This window comes from Balneicella halophila, from assembly GCF_003096835.1.
GTDB lineage: Bacteria > Bacteroidota > Bacteroidia > Bacteroidales > Balneicellaceae > Balneicella > Balneicella halophila.
This window is the reverse complement of sequence record NZ_QENZ01000003.1, coordinates 258,171-274,479: the sequence shown is the minus strand read 5'-3', so window position 1 is coordinate 274,479 and position 16,309 is coordinate 258,171. Positions and strand designations below refer to the sequence as shown.

Below are 16,309 nucleotides of genomic sequence, written 5' to 3'. Positions count from 1 at the left end.
TTTGTACAAAATTAGGAATATGAATACGGAACAGCACTTATCAACAAATGCGAATGTTTTAGAATTTGTTACGGTTGTTGCAGAATATTGTGCAATGTTAGAACGACAAGCTGAGCATGAGAAGGATATTTTTGTAGAACGGATGCAAAAGTTATTGCCTTTATTGTATCTAAAAGCGAGTCTTTTACCAGAAGTTAGAGAGAGTGAAGATGGCTTTATACAGGCTTATGTCACAGAAGACGATTGGATGGCAATATTTTTAGGTTTAAAAGATAAGTTAGGAGAAGATAACGAATATCTGGAGGTTTTTGATAAACGTATAGAATTCAATGCAGAGCCTATTGTTGTGAGTCTGGCTGAGAATTTTGCAGATATTTATCAGGATTTACGGGATTTCTTAACAAATTTCCATTTAGGAACAGAGGAATTAGTGGAAGAAGCTCTATGGAAACTGCAATCAGACTTCACTGACCATTGGGGACAATACACGGTAAATGCATTGAGAGCTATTCACCATATCATAACAAAACAGGAGGATTCGGATGAGCTTTGATAAAAATATCAGTAAAGAGGATTTAGAGAGTTTGGAAGTTGTTGGATATGAAGGTAAAATAACTTTGATTGATGAAGACAGTAAAGTTGATGAAGCTGTAGAACGCTTAGCAAGGTATTCAGTTTTGGGTTTTGATACAGAAACACGTCCCGCTTTCAAAAAAGGAGTACATTATCAGACAGCCTTGTTGCAACTTGCGAATGCTGAAGAAGTTTTTCTATTTCAATTACAGAAACTGGAAAATTTTAATTCTTTAAGATGGTTGTTGAATAATAAAAAAATACTGAAAGTTGGTGCTGCTATTCGGGATGATGTAAAACAACTAAATCTTTTTTTCCCTGTAAAAAGAGATAGTTTTGTAGAATTGCAAACTTTAGTTAAGAAGTACGGCATAGAAGATATTTCCTTGAAAAAAATGGGAGCTATTACTTTAGGTTTCCGCATATCAAAAGGGCAGCAAGTTTCCAATTGGGAGGCAGAACCATTAACAGAAGCCCAAATACGATATGCTGCTACTGATGCGTGGGTTCCACTTCTTATTTATCAAAAACTAATGAATAATGACAAATAACTACCCAATCATAAAATTAAAGAAAGGCAAAGGACGCTCGGTAACATTAAGACATCCGTGGATTTTTTCCGGAGCAATAAATGGTGCGTCTGAACCTACTCAGGAAGGCGATATTGTAAGAGTAGAAAATAGCAATGGGATTTTTTTAGCTTTAGGATATACTCAGATAGGCTCTATATCTGTAAGGTTATTGGCTTTTGAAGATGTGGTTATTGATTTCGAATTTTGGAAGCAACGTATTGCTGATGCTTATGAACGTCGTAGCTTAGCTAATTTAGAAAAAGAAAGTCAAATCTTCCGTTTAGTTTTTGGTGAAAGTGATAATATACCCGGGTTGATTCTTGATTATTACAATGGATACGTGGTTTATCAAGCACATACGGTTTTTGCCTATTTAATTCAGGACGAAATTGTAAGAGCATTAAAATCTGTTTTAGGAGAAAAATTGAAGGGAATCTATGATAAATCTGCTGAAACTTTACCTAAAAATGCTGATTTGGAAACTGAAAACCAATGGCTTTTAGGAAATGCAGAACAAATTACAGCTTCTGAAAATGACTTGAAGTTTTATATTGACTTTCAAAAAGGTCAAAAAACAGGATTTTTCGTTGACCAAAGGAAGAATAGAGCACTACTTGAGGAGTACTCCAAAGACAAAAGAGTTTTAAATATTTGTTGCTATTCAGGTGGTTTTTCAGTGTACGCTTTAAGAGGAGGGGCAAAAAAAGTGGTTTCTGTAGATGCATCAGAGCGAGCTATAAAATTAACTGAAAAAAACGTTGCCCTTAATTTTAATAATGAATCTCGTCATCAATCTGAAGTTGCTGATGCTTTTGATTATGTTGAAGATAAAGCACAAGATTTTGATGTAATTATTCTGGATCCACCGGCATTTGCAAAACATAAGAAAGTATTGGATAATGCTTTGAAAGGCTACAGACGTCTAAACCGATTAGCTATGGAACGTATTCCTAAAGATGGAATAATATTTACTTTCTCCTGTTCACAAGTGGTATCACGTGAAGATTTTAGAAGGGTTATTTTTCAAGCAGCAACTGAAGCAGGTAGAGAAGTTACTATACTTGAGCAACTTTCCCAACCGCAAGACCATCCTGTAAGTGTTTATCACCCGGAGAGTGAATATCTGAAAGGTTTGGTTTTACAAGTGAGATAGTGTTTATTAAAAGGCTTATTTAAAAAGACCATGTAGCACACAACTCCTTTTATAGTTTTTCACGTTACCATTCAAATCAAATATTTCAATAAATATAATATAGCGTCCGGTACGTGCCCGTGCATTAGTAGCATTGACTCCGTCCCAAGAAATAACGCCTTTAGTATCTAAAGTTAAGTTGCGAGCAAGGTCAATAATCTGACGTCCTTTACTGTCGAATACAATAACATTAGCTACTTGTCCCGGAGCATCAAATTCGTAGTGAATTTGCATAATATCATCTATACCGTCTCCATTAGGAGAAAAGACTTTAGGTTCAATGAAGATTTCATTCCCTATTGTTTTACTATCACTGAAAACAGAGTTTTTATAAGTCGGTGTACCAAAACCTGCAATTTCAGCGGCAGAATGCCAATTGTTAGCATCTTGTGTGGGTAAATCATAATAAATACGCTCTAGCGAGACTCCGTCAGTGGAAACTAATAGCTTGAGATGCATATCATCAGTATAATGAAATTCATCAATTACAACAGATTCTTGATTAAGTATGACCACTGTGCCTTCATCATTAGGAAAACTTGGCAAAAAGCTCATTTCTAACATTTTTTCAGGATATTTCACAAAATACTGTTCAGCAACTAAGCTGGCATCTGTGGTAAGTACCACGAATTCTCCAGAGGATAATAGTCTGGGTGTTTTGCCTATTGGATATACAGATTTTAGCTCATTATTACTATCACGAGTGGCAATGAATAGTGTCGATAAATTTAAAATCTTTGAAGAATTATTATACAATTCTACATAATCCACATTGTTTGAAACAGGATTGAATAATATTTCGTTTATAATCACTTCATTAGGCAATGCGAGTTCTGGCAAACCGAATGCAGCACTGTAATTCTCTAATGCATTTCCAAATAAGTCAATAATTTCCTTAATTGTTAAGGTATAATTTTTACCGTATTGAAATTCTTCCTTAAAATTCAGTGTAATTTGCTTTCCTTCATCTGCAATAGTAATTGATTCAGGATTACCCATACCATTTACATCATATAATTCAAGTTTTTTTGCATAATTTTCATCTATGGGTTCATTGATGGTCAATACTAATTGGGTTTTAGAAGAAGGACTCACATGGGTTACACTTGGAGGAGTATCGTCAAGTACGATACCGTCTATTGAGTTTTTCTCTCCTGGCGTACCTCCTCGTTCATCTACCGATGCCGACCAGTTGGAACGACTGTTGCTTGGAGCCGAAGCATCAATTCGTTCTAAAGACCAACCGCCATCATTCTTAGTTTCATCATTATACCAATCGCTGCTGTAGGTTACATTGTCAATCTCATTTCCCTTAGTATTTTTCAAAATTATTGTTCCTTCCTTATTTGTTAAAGCCGGAAAAGATGTAATGACTATGGTCTTGCCATATATAGAGAGTTCATCCTTCGCCGAAGTACTACAAAGAATAACATATTCTCCGGGTTGGATGGTGTCTGTAGGGAATATTCTTTCATAATTTCCTATAGTAATTTTCCAATCAGTTGTAACGAATGGTTTATCCGTAGTATTATAAAGCTCGATATATTCTCGCTCAGGTAATTGCACGGCAGGATTATCATCTGCCATGATTTCGTTGATAATCACATCGCCAGCTTTTGCATCAGAAAGATAATTAAAGCGTAATGTAGTATCCGGCATTTCAATGTCAGCATCATTTTTTAAGTTGGCGAGAATTAATTCATATACGTCAGTCTGTAATTCAGACGTGTGTAAAATTACTTCATTAGGCTTGTTCTGTTCGCTTTTAATTACATTGATATTTTTATCAATAGTATAATTTTGAATGTCCTCAACTGTCGTTTTATCCATGGTTTGATTGAAGAAAAGTTGCAATTGCGTGGCAGATACCACTTTCAAACTATCCACTTTGGGTGCAGTCTTAAAATGATACGTTAATACATCATCAGCCCAGAACAGTCCGGCTCTTGAAGATGATGCATAGTTGAATACAAATCCGGAATAAATCGTTTGAGGTGCTACAACTGCATCTATTGCAGTGCCCGTTGTGTAGAGATTATCAAATCCTCCATTATTGTCATAAGATAGTTTCCAAATGCCATCACTGCTAAGTTTTACTTCAATACCGGCAGTATTAGCTTGATTCCAGTACATTTCGGAGCTAATCAGAGTAGTTGTATTTCCATCCTGAACCTTATAGAGAGTTAATAATTTGTCAGAATCCGATTGATTGACTCCCACGATGTAGCTTGTTCCTATAGAGAAATCATTGCTTTCAGAGGCAAGAACATAATAGAAATTGTTTGAAGAAGATGGATTCCAATCTCCATTTTTCATTTGCCAACGCCAAACTGTAGTGCCATCTTTTACATTAAAATCTCCAATAGATTTAGCAATATAACTTGTTCCGGTAACTTCCTTTAAGTTGTGTTTTAATGAATGAGTCCCATTGATTGGCGAAAGAATAGATGCTTTCCAATCAGTTGAAGAGTTCCAGCTTTGTAGCGATCCATCCTCAAAATCGTCATCTAAATCTATGGAAATTGTACTTATTTGTACAACTTGGGAAGCACTATTGAGACTTCCACTTTCTGCAATGAGTTCAAAGTTGTCATCACCACTTTGTCTAAGTTTAGAGAGTGTGACTATTCCTTTAGAAAAATCAGTTGAAGTTAAAATTTGAGAGTCCTTTAAGCTTACAGACTCAGAGTAATCCGTATCAATATTTCCATTACTATCACGTGCTCCAAGGCTAACGTCAAATAGCTCTTTTGAAGATTCCAAAGCATAAGGAACACTTAGGAAATCAACTCTCGTTGCTATGACCTCAATAGTCGTTTTGGAAGAGAGAATATCATTTGCTAAATCTGCTAAGCCTGTACCTGCACCATTTGTAGAAAAGTCAGTGTCATTACTTGAAATTTTACACTGAATGACTTTATTGTCTTCTATATTGTTATATTTCAAATAAATAGATAGAGTTAAGTTCTCTTTTGAAGCATTAGAAATAGATACGATATCGTTTGTAGAGGAAAAAATAATTTCGTCCTCAGTGATTTTATCAGTAGTCGCTATGGGTATGCCGTCTTGTAATAAGACAGCCCCTCTGATATTGGTTTTCCAGTTGGCTCCATTGTTTGGGAACGCATTTTTGAACGTAAGCATTTTCAATATCGTTGGCTTATCATCCTCTGTACCTTTATCTACTACAGCAAAGGAGAAAATCGGATGTGGATTGTCTTCGTCAGTAATTAATGAGGAAATAGTATTATCATTCAATGGCTGGTCTGGATTTACTAATTCAGAATCAGTATCAAGTGTGCTAATAACTGGACTCTCGAAAGGATCAAACTCTGGAGAGCTTGCTAATAAAGTCAAAGATTCTCCAGTATCATATTTTAGTTCAGTCCACGTTGCTTTTCCATTGGTAAAGTTTACCGTCATAGAGGCTGTTGATGTCAAAATTCCTGTACCAGCTTCCCTTGATAGAGTTACTTTCCCATTATAATCCTTATCAATATTGCCTTGTTCGTCTGTAGCAATGATAGTCACAGAGAATGGAGAATTGATGGAAATACCCTCAGGCACTTCATCAAAAGCAAGATTCGTAGCTATTGCATCTATCGTAAAAATAGGAGAAATGATATCTTGAGGCAATGGAGAAATAAATAAACTCCCCGCATTATCTATAGTCCATCCATGTTCGTCCTCTATTGCTAATTGAATTTTTTCTCCTTCCTGCAATTTCTTATGTGTACTCAAAAATATACTTGCTGTGATTTTAGCTTCATCGCCGTCTGCAACTAGCAAAGGTGTATTCAAAGCAATTTCAACATCAGAATAGCCATTAGAACTACTCAATTTTGAAATTTGCCCAATAACACTGCCATTATGCTTTAGGATAATACCCCCAATAAGATAATACAATCTAGACTGAGAAAATTCTTTCCCTTTTATCAATCGTATTTTCTGTATAATAGAGGGAAGCCCATCATCTCCTTTATCCTTAATAACAAATTTGAAAAGATCTTTAGCTTGTGAGACTGTATTCCGTGATGATGAAATGGTATCATTCTGAATTGGAGAGTTACTGTTTGTAATAATACTAGATTGTTCCTTAGTAAACAGAATGGGAGCTGTATTTGTTGAAAACGAATTAGATGAAATTTTAAAGACAGCTTTCTCAATGCGATTGTACAGAAGATTTTTCCAAAAAGCTATTCCTTGATTGAAAGTTTGGCTGAGTGCATTCGTTGGAGAAAGAGTCCCTGTGCCACTAGCTACACTCATTGCTACTTCGAGGTTGTTGTCTTTATCGAGATTCCCATAATCATCAACTAACTCAGCGAGAATACTTTTCGTAATAGGTTCACCTGCTGGTGTTTCAGTGGGCTGTTTTGTTACGATTATTTTGGTGGCTTCAATCTTAGTTTTGATATTAGTAGATTTAATTGACGAACCAAAGACAGTAGCGAATTTTGATGATTGTGTCGCTGAATTTTCAGCATGATGACCGTTTGCAGGAATTTCAAAAGCAATAATTTTGCCTTCTTCAATAGGTGACGTAGTCAAGGTACCTGTCAATGTGAAAACTTTCGTTGTACCTTCATCAATAGAGAGATTATTTTCAGCAATAGACATTTCTATTTTAGAGTCGGATATTGTGGTTGAAGCAGTCACTATTGCTCCTCCGCTTTTTAGACTAACGTTTTGTAAAATCTCACTCCATTCCAACTGATTGGAACTGGCAGGAACAATAACAATTTTTGTTACTTTAGTAGGATAACCATCTCCACCTTTGTCTTCTATTTCAAAGGAAAAAAGTTCCTTCGTTTCATTAGGAGAAATATCTGTAGTTGCAGGTGAAGTAGCAGATTTTATAATTGAAGTTGCATCTATTTGGTCAGTTACTTCAAATGCTTGTGTTTCTGTCACAAGGCTTCCGCTCGTTGCTAATATCTTCACATTTTGTGCAGGCGTAGAGATTTTTACAGCGGCTAGAGTTGCCTTGCCAATATTGAAAGTTGTGGAAGTCGTTCCTGTAATGTTTACAGCTGTCAACATTACGGATTCATTATAGTCCATATCTATATTTCCATAAAGATCCGTGGCTAGTAGTTCTAATTCAAATGCAGTATTTTTCACAACGCTTGTAGGCGGTTGCTTTGTAAATTTAATTTTGGTAGCTGTTACATTAATAGTGGCAATTTCAGAAGTAGCTCCTGTAATAGTTGTTGAAAAGGTGGAGCCTGTTGCATTGGCTAAATTTTCATGAGGAGTAGAAGGAATTTCAAATTGTAATTTACTCTTATCGGTTACATTACTTTTTAGAAAAACACCAAAATCAATATCTTTCGAGTTGCCATCAGCAATGTAAATTCCTGTTAGATCAATGATTATCTTTTTATCATTTATATCAACTGCGTTTATTGTTCCCTCGCTGAGTGTAACACCTGAAATAGTTTCTGTCCAAGTTGCTGTATTGCCGATTGCCGGAGTGAGAACGATACGTGTCGGGATTGTAGCTTTACCATCTTGCGATCCACGGTCTTCTATCGTAAAACGAAATACCTTAACAGCATCAGTTTGTGTAATTGCCGTTGAGGCAATCGTGACTGCACTTATTTGACTAGATGGTGAAAGTATATCGCTATCATTATCAGTAGCATCAGCTACAATAAATGCATTGCTAATTGCAGAAGATAGAGAACCTGCACTGGCAGTAATAGTTTTGTTGCTACCTGGATTTGAAAACATGATATCACCAAAAGTAGCAGTACCACTTACTGTAGTCACGGTGGTTGTACCACTGATGTTGGTGGCTGTAAGTATTACATCAGCCACGTAGTCAGTATCCACATTTCCATTGGCGTCAACGGCTTCTACTTTAATGGCTGGAGTTATTATGGTATTGATTTGCGTATCCGTAGGTTGTACTTTGAAACGAAGTTTTGTTGCTTTTACATCAAACGTAGTAATGGCAGAAACAATGCGAGCAGTGAGCGTGGAAGTAAAGGTAGATCCTGTGTTGCTTGCCGTGAATCCATGAGAGGTGTCAATAAAAGTTTGAAATTGTGTATTTTCAGCAAGATTATTAACTGTTTTTATTTTCAAAATAAGTTCTTTAGAATCCCCATCTGCAATCGTAATGGCTGTAGGAAGTTGAAAAATAAGTTCGTTTGCTGTTATTGTTCCTGCATAAGAATCAGCCCCTGATTCAATAGAAGCTTCTGCTAGTTCTGTTGACCAATCTAAAGTATTCGTTGCACCTTTTTTGAGGATAATTCTTGTAACATTTGTAGGTTTCCCATCAGCTGTTCCTTTATCAATAATTTGAAATTTAAATACATTGTTAGCGGTATTGCTTGCGTCAGCTACTGAGATAGTTTGTGCAAGTATGGGGATGTCAGCTTCTGAAATCTCAGAGTTTGTATCATTTACCGATGTAGAGGAAAGGATTCCAGTTACTTTAATATCATCAAAAAAGACATCTTGGGCATAATCGCTCCTTAACTTGATTCGAATTTTTAATTCATCACCGGTGCTGGCAACCGTACTTGCAGTGGCAGATGGGAAATTAGTATCACCTAAACTGCCATTCGTTGCAAAAAGTGTTTCGACACCATCAACCACACTGTAGAATTTGATATATTTTTTAGCAATATTTACAGAATTTCCTGTTTCTCCAGCTTTTATAGAGATATTTATATCGGTATAATTGGTAATGGTTATGGCTTCTGACTCCCAAATAGCTTCACCGTCACAATCTTTTGCTTTGAAACGTCCACCAGAATAGTAGGACTTTACTTTCACATAATCATCATCTGCTGTAAATGTACAGTTACTGTAATCCAAAGTCCAATTTACCCCAGCTAAATCTATAGAGATACCACCGGAGCCATCACCTGACACGCCTTTGCCTACTTGTGAATTAAAGTTTTCCTCCCATATAGTTGTTTGCGCAAAAAGGGGTAGTGATAGTAGCATTAAGAATGTAAGTGTAAAAGAGAATTTCATAGTATATCGTTTAACGAACCTGGTTGATAGAGATTAAGAATCTTAAATATACGTTATTTTTCAGACATCAAATCATAGAAACCATATTTTGTTACTAATTATTTTTCATCTGAGTTCATAAAACGTATTTGAAGAAATAAACTTATCTTTGAATAGAAATAATAAAAAAATCAAACAATGAATACTCAACAAACTTTTAGAACTCCTCGTTCCAATTTCCCCAAAATATTAGTTCCTTTTATAATTTTAGGATTCTTTCTTGTCATTCTCCTATTCAATTCAATGGTAACCATAGATGCTGGAGAAGCGGGTGTACTCTGGAAGCGCTTTAGCGATGGGGTTGTTACTGATAAACCGCCATTGGATGAAGGGTTTCATATTGTAGCACCTTGGAATAAAGTGTACGTATATGAAGTAAGACAACAAGAGGTGTATGAAAAAATGAAAGTATTATCATCTAATGGTTTAGATATACAGTTGGAGATTACCGCTTGGTATTCTCCAGAATATGCACAACTTGGTAAATTACATAAAGAAAAAGGTGAAAGATATTTGGAGCGAGTTATCCAGCCAGCTATGAGATCTGCAGCGCGCAGTGTAGTAGGGCGTTATACTCCAGAGCAACTATATTCTACTAAGCGTGATGCCATTCAAGAAGAAATTTACGAAGAGACAAAAAAGATTTTAGATAATCAATACATTGACTTGAAAGAGATCTTGGTACGTGATGTTACGTTGCCTCCAACGATCAAAGATGCTATCGAACGTAAATTGAGACAAGAGCAGGAGTCTTTAGAGTATGAATTCCGTTTGGAAAAAGCACAGAAAGAAGCTGAAAGACAACGTATCGAGGCAAAGGGTAAGGCTGATGCCAATAAGATTCTAAGTGCATCTCTTACTGATAAAATTTTACAAGACAAAGGGATTGAAGCTACATTAAAATTAGCAAATTCGCCAAACAGTAAAATTATCGTAATTGGGAGTGGCGACGATGGCATGCCTATTATTTTAGGCAATCAGTAAGCAAACAACACTTCCTGCGATATTTATTTGAATAGTAGGGTAAGCGTTCTGTAAAAACAGAACTTACTCTATTTCTTCATAGTCCACATATTCGCCTTTCTGTTCTTTACCTTCAGTTTCTCTAGGACTCTTTTTATCGAGATGTATCGTTACATCTCCTTCTTGCTTCACATTTTTTTGTTCTTCTCTGGTAATATAGCTTCCTAAAATGAAAGGAAATATATATCGGAATATTATTCTGAATCCGTACCATACAAGAAGAGCTATAACTATTATTCTAATTAATCCTCCCATACTTTTCTATCTGTTTTTAGATTTTAACAAGAGCAAAAATGATGCAGTACTCTAAAAAGAGAAACTAACTCCTGCAAAAGGACGCCATGGACTATCAAAAACACTGTCATCACTGTCATGAAGGACATTATACATGATGCCCGTTTGGAAACGTACTCTGCCGTAATTTTGATAACCAGCACCTATCCATAATGAATTTTCGTTAAAGGTATCTGAAAGACCGTTGTATTTTCTATTCCCTGTATAATATTCATAATGTATTCTGGTAAACAGTTCAGGAATAATCTGGTAATTGCTAAAAAGTCCGCCAGAAAACAGGTTGTATTTATAATCATCATATTTATTGTAAGTATAGGCGAGGGTTACCCCCGTTTCCAATTTCGGACTTACCATATAACCAATCGAAGGAGCGATATGGATCCCTGTAGAGTTATTGCCGATGGATAGTCCTAAACCGCCACCAAACCTCCAAGGGTTAGGTACAGACTTTTTCGGAATTTCTATTTTTTGAGCTTGTATCGCTGTAAATAAAAGCAAACTGAAAATTAAGGATATAAAATATTTCATCGCTTCGTTTTTATTTCAAAGATACATTTTTATTATAAGATTAATTAGTTTAATTAAATGATGTTCTATAATATTAAAAAAATATTCTCGTAAAAAGAGGGCATTGTTTTTAAAAGATTAACTTTGCACTTTCGTTCATCCAAATAGTGAAATAGACTCAAGATATCTTAACGGATTTAATAGGGAACTATGTGAGAATCATAGGCTGACGCGCAACTGTAAACCTCTTATGAAGACTGCTAACAAAAACCACTGCTCAGTATAAAAAAGAGTGGGAAGGTGTTAGGAGCGGGGGGAGCCAGGAGACCTGTCTTGTATCGTAAATTTTGAATGAACTGCTTTCGCGATACAAAGCAGGGTACTAATCCTTCTTTGTGTGTTATGTTTTTGAAAAATTAATTATTAGATGTTTTTTATGTCAAAGCTATTGGAAATATTTACGGAAACGGGAACAGCATCAACCTTGCTTTTTCTTGCATTAGTTGGAGCCTTTGGAATCTTTTTAGGCAAGTTACGATTAGGTAGCCTCAAATTAGGAATCGCAGGCGTATTGTTTGTCGGCCTACTTGTGGGACATTTAGGGGCAAATATCGATCATAATGTACTGCACTTTGTTAAAGAGTTTGGGCTTATATTATTTGTTTATTCTATAGGAATAGAAATAGGACCACGGTTTATCTCATCCTTGCAAAATAATGGAATCAAGCTAAATATGCTTGCTGCATTAATTGTTTTGTTAGGTGTAGCTTGTGCTTTTGCAGTTAAATATCTTTTTGATTTAGATACAGCAGTAGTGGCAGGACTTTTCACAGGGGCAGTTACGAACACCCCAAGTTTGGGTGCGGTACAGTCACTTATTACAGATCAATTTGCTAATGGCAGTGAACTTTCAGAATTGTCGGGTATGGCATACGCAGTTGCTTATCCGTTTGGAATTTTGGGAATTATTTTAGTCATGGCATTGGTTCGTATATTTTTTAAAATAAAAGTAGATGATGAGGTGCAGAAATATAAAGCAGACGTATCATCTTCTTCAGGTAATATTCAAACAATAAGAGCGGAAGTAAGCAATCCGAACCTTTTTGGACAAACCTTAGCTTCATTGACTTCTACTATTCATAAAGACTTTGTAGTCTCTCGAGTATGGAGAAATAATGAGTTTGTTGTTCCAGAGGCTAAGATGCTTTTGGAGAAAGGTGATGTTCTTATCGGGTTATGTGGGCGCGATGCATTGTCCGATGTAGAATTACTCATAGGAGATGTATCCATTCAAAAGAAATTTGAAATTACTGGAGAGTTGAGTATGCGCCATATCAGAATGACCAATAGAAAACTGGCAGGAAAAAGTTTGATGGACATAAATCTATCGTCATTATTCCCTGCTAATATTACCAGAGTATTTCGTGGAGAATCAGAAATTATTCCTTCTGGTGAAACTCGTCTGGAGTTTGGAGATACAATTCGTGTAGTTGGGCGTAGAGAAAAAATGGATGCGATAGCAAATTTCTTAGGAAATTCGCTCAGAGATCTATCACACCCCAACCTAACTCCTTTGTTTATTGGTATCTTTCTAGGTATTCTATTAGGTAGTATTCCTATATTTATTCCTGGCTTACCAGCTCCAGCCAAATTAGGACTCGCAGGAGGACCATTAATTATTGCGCTATTACTAGGGCACAAAGGTCGCATTGGCAGGTTTGATTTTTATATGACTCCGAGTGCTAATTATTTTATACGTGAGATGGGTATAGTGCTTTTCCTCGGCTGTGTAGGCTTAGGTTCAGGTAAACACTTTTGGGAAACTATTGTTAGCGGAGGCTATATGTGGATGCTATATGCTTCTATTATTACTTTCGTTCCATTATTTGTTGTCGGAGTGATAGCTCGGATGATGAAAATTAATTATCTGACAATTTGCGGATTTCTTTCAGGTTCTATGACTGATCCGCCTGCTTTAGAATTTGCCAATAATATAGCACCACTTCAAGCACAGGCAACTGCGTATGCAACAGTATATCCACTTACTATGTTTTTAAGAATCTTGATGGCGCAACTCTTGGTTTTATTTTTGACATAAATTCTTAAAACTATTATAATGCACAAAGAGAACAGTTTCAAATTTAATTGTTCTCTTTATTTTTTGCATAATCTTAGTTGAAATGCTATGTAGAAAATCCAGATGGCAAGAGCAACATCTGTAGTTTTTATAGAATATTCAGTATCTTGCAATTTATAAATTATGAAGAATATTCTTTTATGAAAAAACTTTTCTTACTTGATGCTTATGCATTAATATATCGTTCTTATTACGCATTTATTAGAAATCCCCGATTTACTTCAAATGGATTAAACACCTCGGCAATACTTGGATTTACAAATAGTTTATTAGAAGTTTTAGAGAAACAAAATCCTTCCCATATAGCTGTCGTTTTTGATCCAAAAGGAAAAACATTTAGACATGAAGAATTTAAAGAATACAAGGCACAACGCCCTCCAATGCCGGAGGAGATACGAGATTCTATTCCCTATATTCAGAAAATAATAGAAGGATTTAATATTCCATGTCTCTCTGTAGATAATTATGAGGCAGATGACGTTATCGGAACTTTAGCACATCAAGCCGCTGATGAAGGTTTTGAAGTCTATATGATGACTCCGGATAAAGATTATGCACAGTTAGTCACCAAAAATATCTTTATGTTTAAGCCCAAACGAGGAGGCAGAAAGGAAGAAGAAGTTTGGGGTGTCGATGAAGTTAGAGAAAGTTTTGGTATAGAAAATCCATTGCAGGTAATTGATATACTAGGCTTAATGGGAGATGCCTCGGATAATATTCCGGGATGTCCTGGTATTGGACCAAAAACAGCGCAAAAATTGATTGAAAAATACGGGAGTATAGAGAATCTATTAGATAATGTTGAAGATCTTAAAGGGAAGCAGAAGCAAAATTTAATAGAATATGCAGACCAAGTAAGAATGTCTAAAATGTTGGTTACAATCAAGCTTGATGTCCCAATTAAGTTAGATGCTAAGTCTCTAGAACATGAAGAACCAAATTTTGAAGCATTGCAAGAGATTTTCAGAGAGTTGGAATTTGCTACCTTATCTAAGCGTATTTTCAATAAGAACACAAATAATATAGATTCAAAGAATAAACCGACTGATAAAACAAAAGCAGATAGCTCTCAACAAACTTCACTTTTTGATGATGGGAACTTTGGATACACTGAAGAGAAAGTATCACAGTCTTTACCTATACAGCGCTATTTCCTAATAGATACTGCCGAAAGAAGACAGGATTTAAGAGCCGAGATGTGTTTAGTAGAACGCTATTCGATACGCATGATTACTCAGAAAGATTCATATGATTGTCTAGGCTTTGCAGTCAGTCTAAAAGAAGATGAAGCCTTTTACGTACCTTTAAGCGATAAGGCAGAACTGCAAGAATTTCACCACATATTCGGGGATGAAAATTTAACAATGATTGCACATGATTGCAAACAAGTACTTTTGACGCTTTTTTGGAATGGAGTTGAGGTAAAAAACAAATTATGGGATACGCTATTAGCCCATTATGTGTTGCAACCGGAATTAAAGCATGATTTTGATTATGTGGTTCATCAATTACTCAATTATATGCCAAAACGTTTTGAGGATTTATTGGGGAAAGGAAGAGATAAAAAATCTGCAAAAAATCTCAGTTTGGAAACTTTGCATCAATTTGCTTGTGAAGAGGCTAGTTTAACCTTACGAGTGCAACATCTATTACAACCTACGTTAGAAGAAAGGAAAGTCTTAGATTTATTTCATAATATTGAGATTCCTTTGGTATGGGTACTGGCACAGTTAGAGTACAATGGAGCTACGATAGATACTGAACTTTTATCGGACTATAAGAAAAAATTAGAGGAAGAACTCAACGAGATAGAAGCAGAAATTAAAGAAATGGCTGATGAACCGGACTTAAATGTAGCATCACCGAAACAGTTAGGAGAAGTTCTGTTTGGTAAAATGCAACTGAACAGTAAAGCCAAAAAGACAGCTTCTGGACAATATTCTACATCAGAGAAGGTTTTAGTAAAATTACGTGACAAGCATCCCATTATTAATAAAATATTGGCATACCGCTCTTTGTCGAAATTGATTTCGACATATGTGGAAGCATTGCCTCATTATATTTCAGAAAAAACAGGTCGTATCCATACCACATTTAACCAAGCCGAGACATCGACAGGTCGCCTGAGTTCCACGAACCCTAATCTACAAAATATCCCTATTCGTACAGAACAAGGACGGTATATTCGTAAAGCTTTTATTCCATCAGATGACGAACACATTTTTGTTTCTGCTGATTATTCTCAAATAGAATTAAGGATCATGGCTCATCTTAGTGAAGACGAGGAAATGTTAGCCGCATTTAATAGAAATGAGGATATCCACACCGCTACTGCCGCAAAGGTTTTTAAGGTAAAATTAGAAGAAGTGACACCTGAAATGAGACGACAAGCGAAAACAGCCAATTTTGGTATTATCTATGGTATTTCTGCATGGGGCTTAGCAGAGCGTTTAGATATTTCACGTACCGACGGAAAGCAGTTAATTGATGGTTACTTCAAAACTTATCCTAAAGTCAAAGAATTTATGGATGAGGCTGTGCATAAAGCACGCAAAAGGGGCTACGTAGAAACCATTATGCAACGGCGTCGTTATTTGAAAGATATCAATTCCAATAATGCGATAGTGCGTGGCGTTGCTGAGCGTAATGCTATTAATGCTCCTATTCAAGGTTCTGCAGCAGATATTATCAAGTTAGCAATGATTCGAATCCACAAGATGATGAAAGAAGAAGGTTTAAAATCTGAAATGATTATTCAAGTGCATGATGAATTGAATTTTAATTGTTTGAGAACAGAGCTAGAAGAGCTAAAACGTATTATTAAGATTGGAATGGAAGAAGCCGTAAAACTTAGCGTACCATTGACTGCAGAAATTGGAGTGGGCGATAATTGGCTAGAAGCACATTAATTTTAAGCCAACAAAAAAAGGTAGTAAGTGGAAGCTACTACCTTTTAATGATGAATTATGACTGTGA

Annotated in this window: 9 protein-coding genes and 1 riboswitch; of the genes, 6 read left to right on the top strand and 3 right to left on the bottom strand. The window is 35.9% G+C overall.

Features of this window, described 5'->3' with window-relative positions:
- Window positions 1–19 precede the first annotated feature (19 nt).
- Genes C7377_RS01260 through C7377_RS01250 form a run of 3 tightly spaced genes read left to right on the top strand, consistent with a single transcriptional unit; the run spans window position 20 to window position 2,298 of the window.
- On the top strand, window positions 20–553 hold the full coding sequence (locus C7377_RS01260; RefSeq protein ID WP_116495529.1) for a DUF5063 domain-containing protein: 534 nt from the start codon (window positions 20–22) through the stop codon (window positions 551–553).
- A complete protein-coding gene (locus C7377_RS01255) occupies window positions 543–1,124 on the top strand; it encodes a 3'-5' exonuclease (RefSeq protein WP_116495528.1) in 582 nt (193 codons plus the stop codon). Before C7377_RS01260 ends, C7377_RS01255 begins: the two co-directional genes overlap by 11 nt.
- Window positions 1,114–2,298 carry a class I SAM-dependent rRNA methyltransferase gene (locus C7377_RS01250; RefSeq protein WP_116495527.1) on the top strand — a complete coding sequence of 395 codons (1,185 nt, stop codon included), beginning with the start codon at window positions 1,114–1,116 and terminating at the stop codon, window positions 2,296–2,298. The genes C7377_RS01255 and C7377_RS01250 overlap by 11 nt, the downstream gene beginning before the upstream one ends.
- A gap of 15 nt (window positions 2,299–2,313) precedes the next feature.
- Here C7377_RS01250 and C7377_RS01245 read toward each other — a convergent pair whose 3' ends face one another.
- The gene (locus tag C7377_RS01245) at window positions 2,314–9,333 is read right to left on the bottom strand and encodes a lamin tail domain-containing protein (protein ID WP_116495526.1); all 7,020 of its coding nucleotides are present in this window, start codon (window positions 9,331–9,333) and stop codon (window positions 2,314–2,316) included.
- A 177-nt stretch (window positions 9,334–9,510) separates the two neighbouring features.
- On the opposite strand from C7377_RS01245, the gene C7377_RS01240 reads away from it, so the two are divergent.
- Window positions 9,511–10,356: a prohibitin family protein gene (locus C7377_RS01240; protein ID WP_116495525.1), complete on the top strand. Its 846-nt coding sequence runs from the start codon at window positions 9,511–9,513 to the stop codon at window positions 10,354–10,356.
- 63 nt (window positions 10,357–10,419) lie between these two features.
- Here the strand turns inward: C7377_RS01240 and C7377_RS01235 are convergent, their stop codons facing one another.
- Complete coding sequence (locus tag C7377_RS01235) at window positions 10,420–10,650, bottom strand: hypothetical protein (protein ID WP_116495524.1); 231 nt, start codon at window positions 10,648–10,650, stop codon at window positions 10,420–10,422.
- Between the two features lie 51 nt (window positions 10,651–10,701).
- On the bottom strand, window positions 10,702–11,217 hold the full coding sequence (locus tag C7377_RS01230; protein ID WP_116495523.1) for a hypothetical protein: 516 nt from the start codon (window positions 11,215–11,217) through the stop codon (window positions 10,702–10,704).
- Window positions 11,218–11,360: 143 nt separating this feature from the next.
- A riboswitch (cobalamin riboswitch) is annotated at window positions 11,361–11,546 on the top strand.
- An 86-nt stretch (window positions 11,547–11,632) separates the two neighbouring features.
- Between C7377_RS01230 and C7377_RS01225 the strand changes: the two genes are divergently transcribed.
- Both C7377_RS01225 and polA read left to right on the top strand, forming a co-directional pair.
- The gene (locus C7377_RS01225; protein WP_165806820.1) at window positions 11,633–13,294 is read left to right on the top strand and encodes a putative transporter; all 1,662 of its coding nucleotides are present in this window, start codon (window positions 11,633–11,635) and stop codon (window positions 13,292–13,294) included.
- Between the two features lie 179 nt (window positions 13,295–13,473).
- Window positions 13,474–16,242 carry a DNA polymerase I gene (gene polA, locus C7377_RS01220; RefSeq protein WP_116496191.1) on the top strand — a complete coding sequence of 923 codons (2,769 nt, stop codon included), beginning with the start codon at window positions 13,474–13,476 and terminating at the stop codon, window positions 16,240–16,242.
- Window positions 16,243–16,309 lie beyond the last annotated feature (67 nt).

What these genes read in the sequence shown, in the direction of transcription:
- polA (WP_116496191.1), top strand. Translation starts at nt 13,474, where the DNA reads ATGAAAAAACTTTTCTTACTTGATGCTTATGCATTAATATATCGTTCT.
- C7377_RS01225 (WP_165806820.1), top strand. Translation starts at nt 11,633, where the DNA reads ATGTCAAAGCTATTGGAAATATTTACGGAAACGGGAACAGCATCAACC.
- C7377_RS01245 (WP_116495526.1), bottom strand. Translation starts at nt 9,333, where the DNA reads ATGAAATTCTCTTTTACACTTACATTCTTAATGCTACTATCACTACCC.
- C7377_RS01235 (WP_116495524.1), bottom strand. Translation starts at nt 10,650, where the DNA reads ATGGGAGGATTAATTAGAATAATAGTTATAGCTCTTCTTGTATGGTAC.
- C7377_RS01250 (WP_116495527.1), top strand. Translation starts at nt 1,114, where the DNA reads ATGACAAATAACTACCCAATCATAAAATTAAAGAAAGGCAAAGGACGC.
- C7377_RS01240 (WP_116495525.1), top strand. Translation starts at nt 9,511, where the DNA reads ATGAATACTCAACAAACTTTTAGAACTCCTCGTTCCAATTTCCCCAAA.
- C7377_RS01255 (WP_116495528.1), top strand. Translation starts at nt 543, where the DNA reads ATGAGCTTTGATAAAAATATCAGTAAAGAGGATTTAGAGAGTTTGGAA.
- C7377_RS01230 (WP_116495523.1), bottom strand. Translation starts at nt 11,217, where the DNA reads ATGAAATATTTTATATCCTTAATTTTCAGTTTGCTTTTATTTACAGCG.
- C7377_RS01260 (WP_116495529.1), top strand. Translation starts at nt 20, where the DNA reads ATGAATACGGAACAGCACTTATCAACAAATGCGAATGTTTTAGAATTT.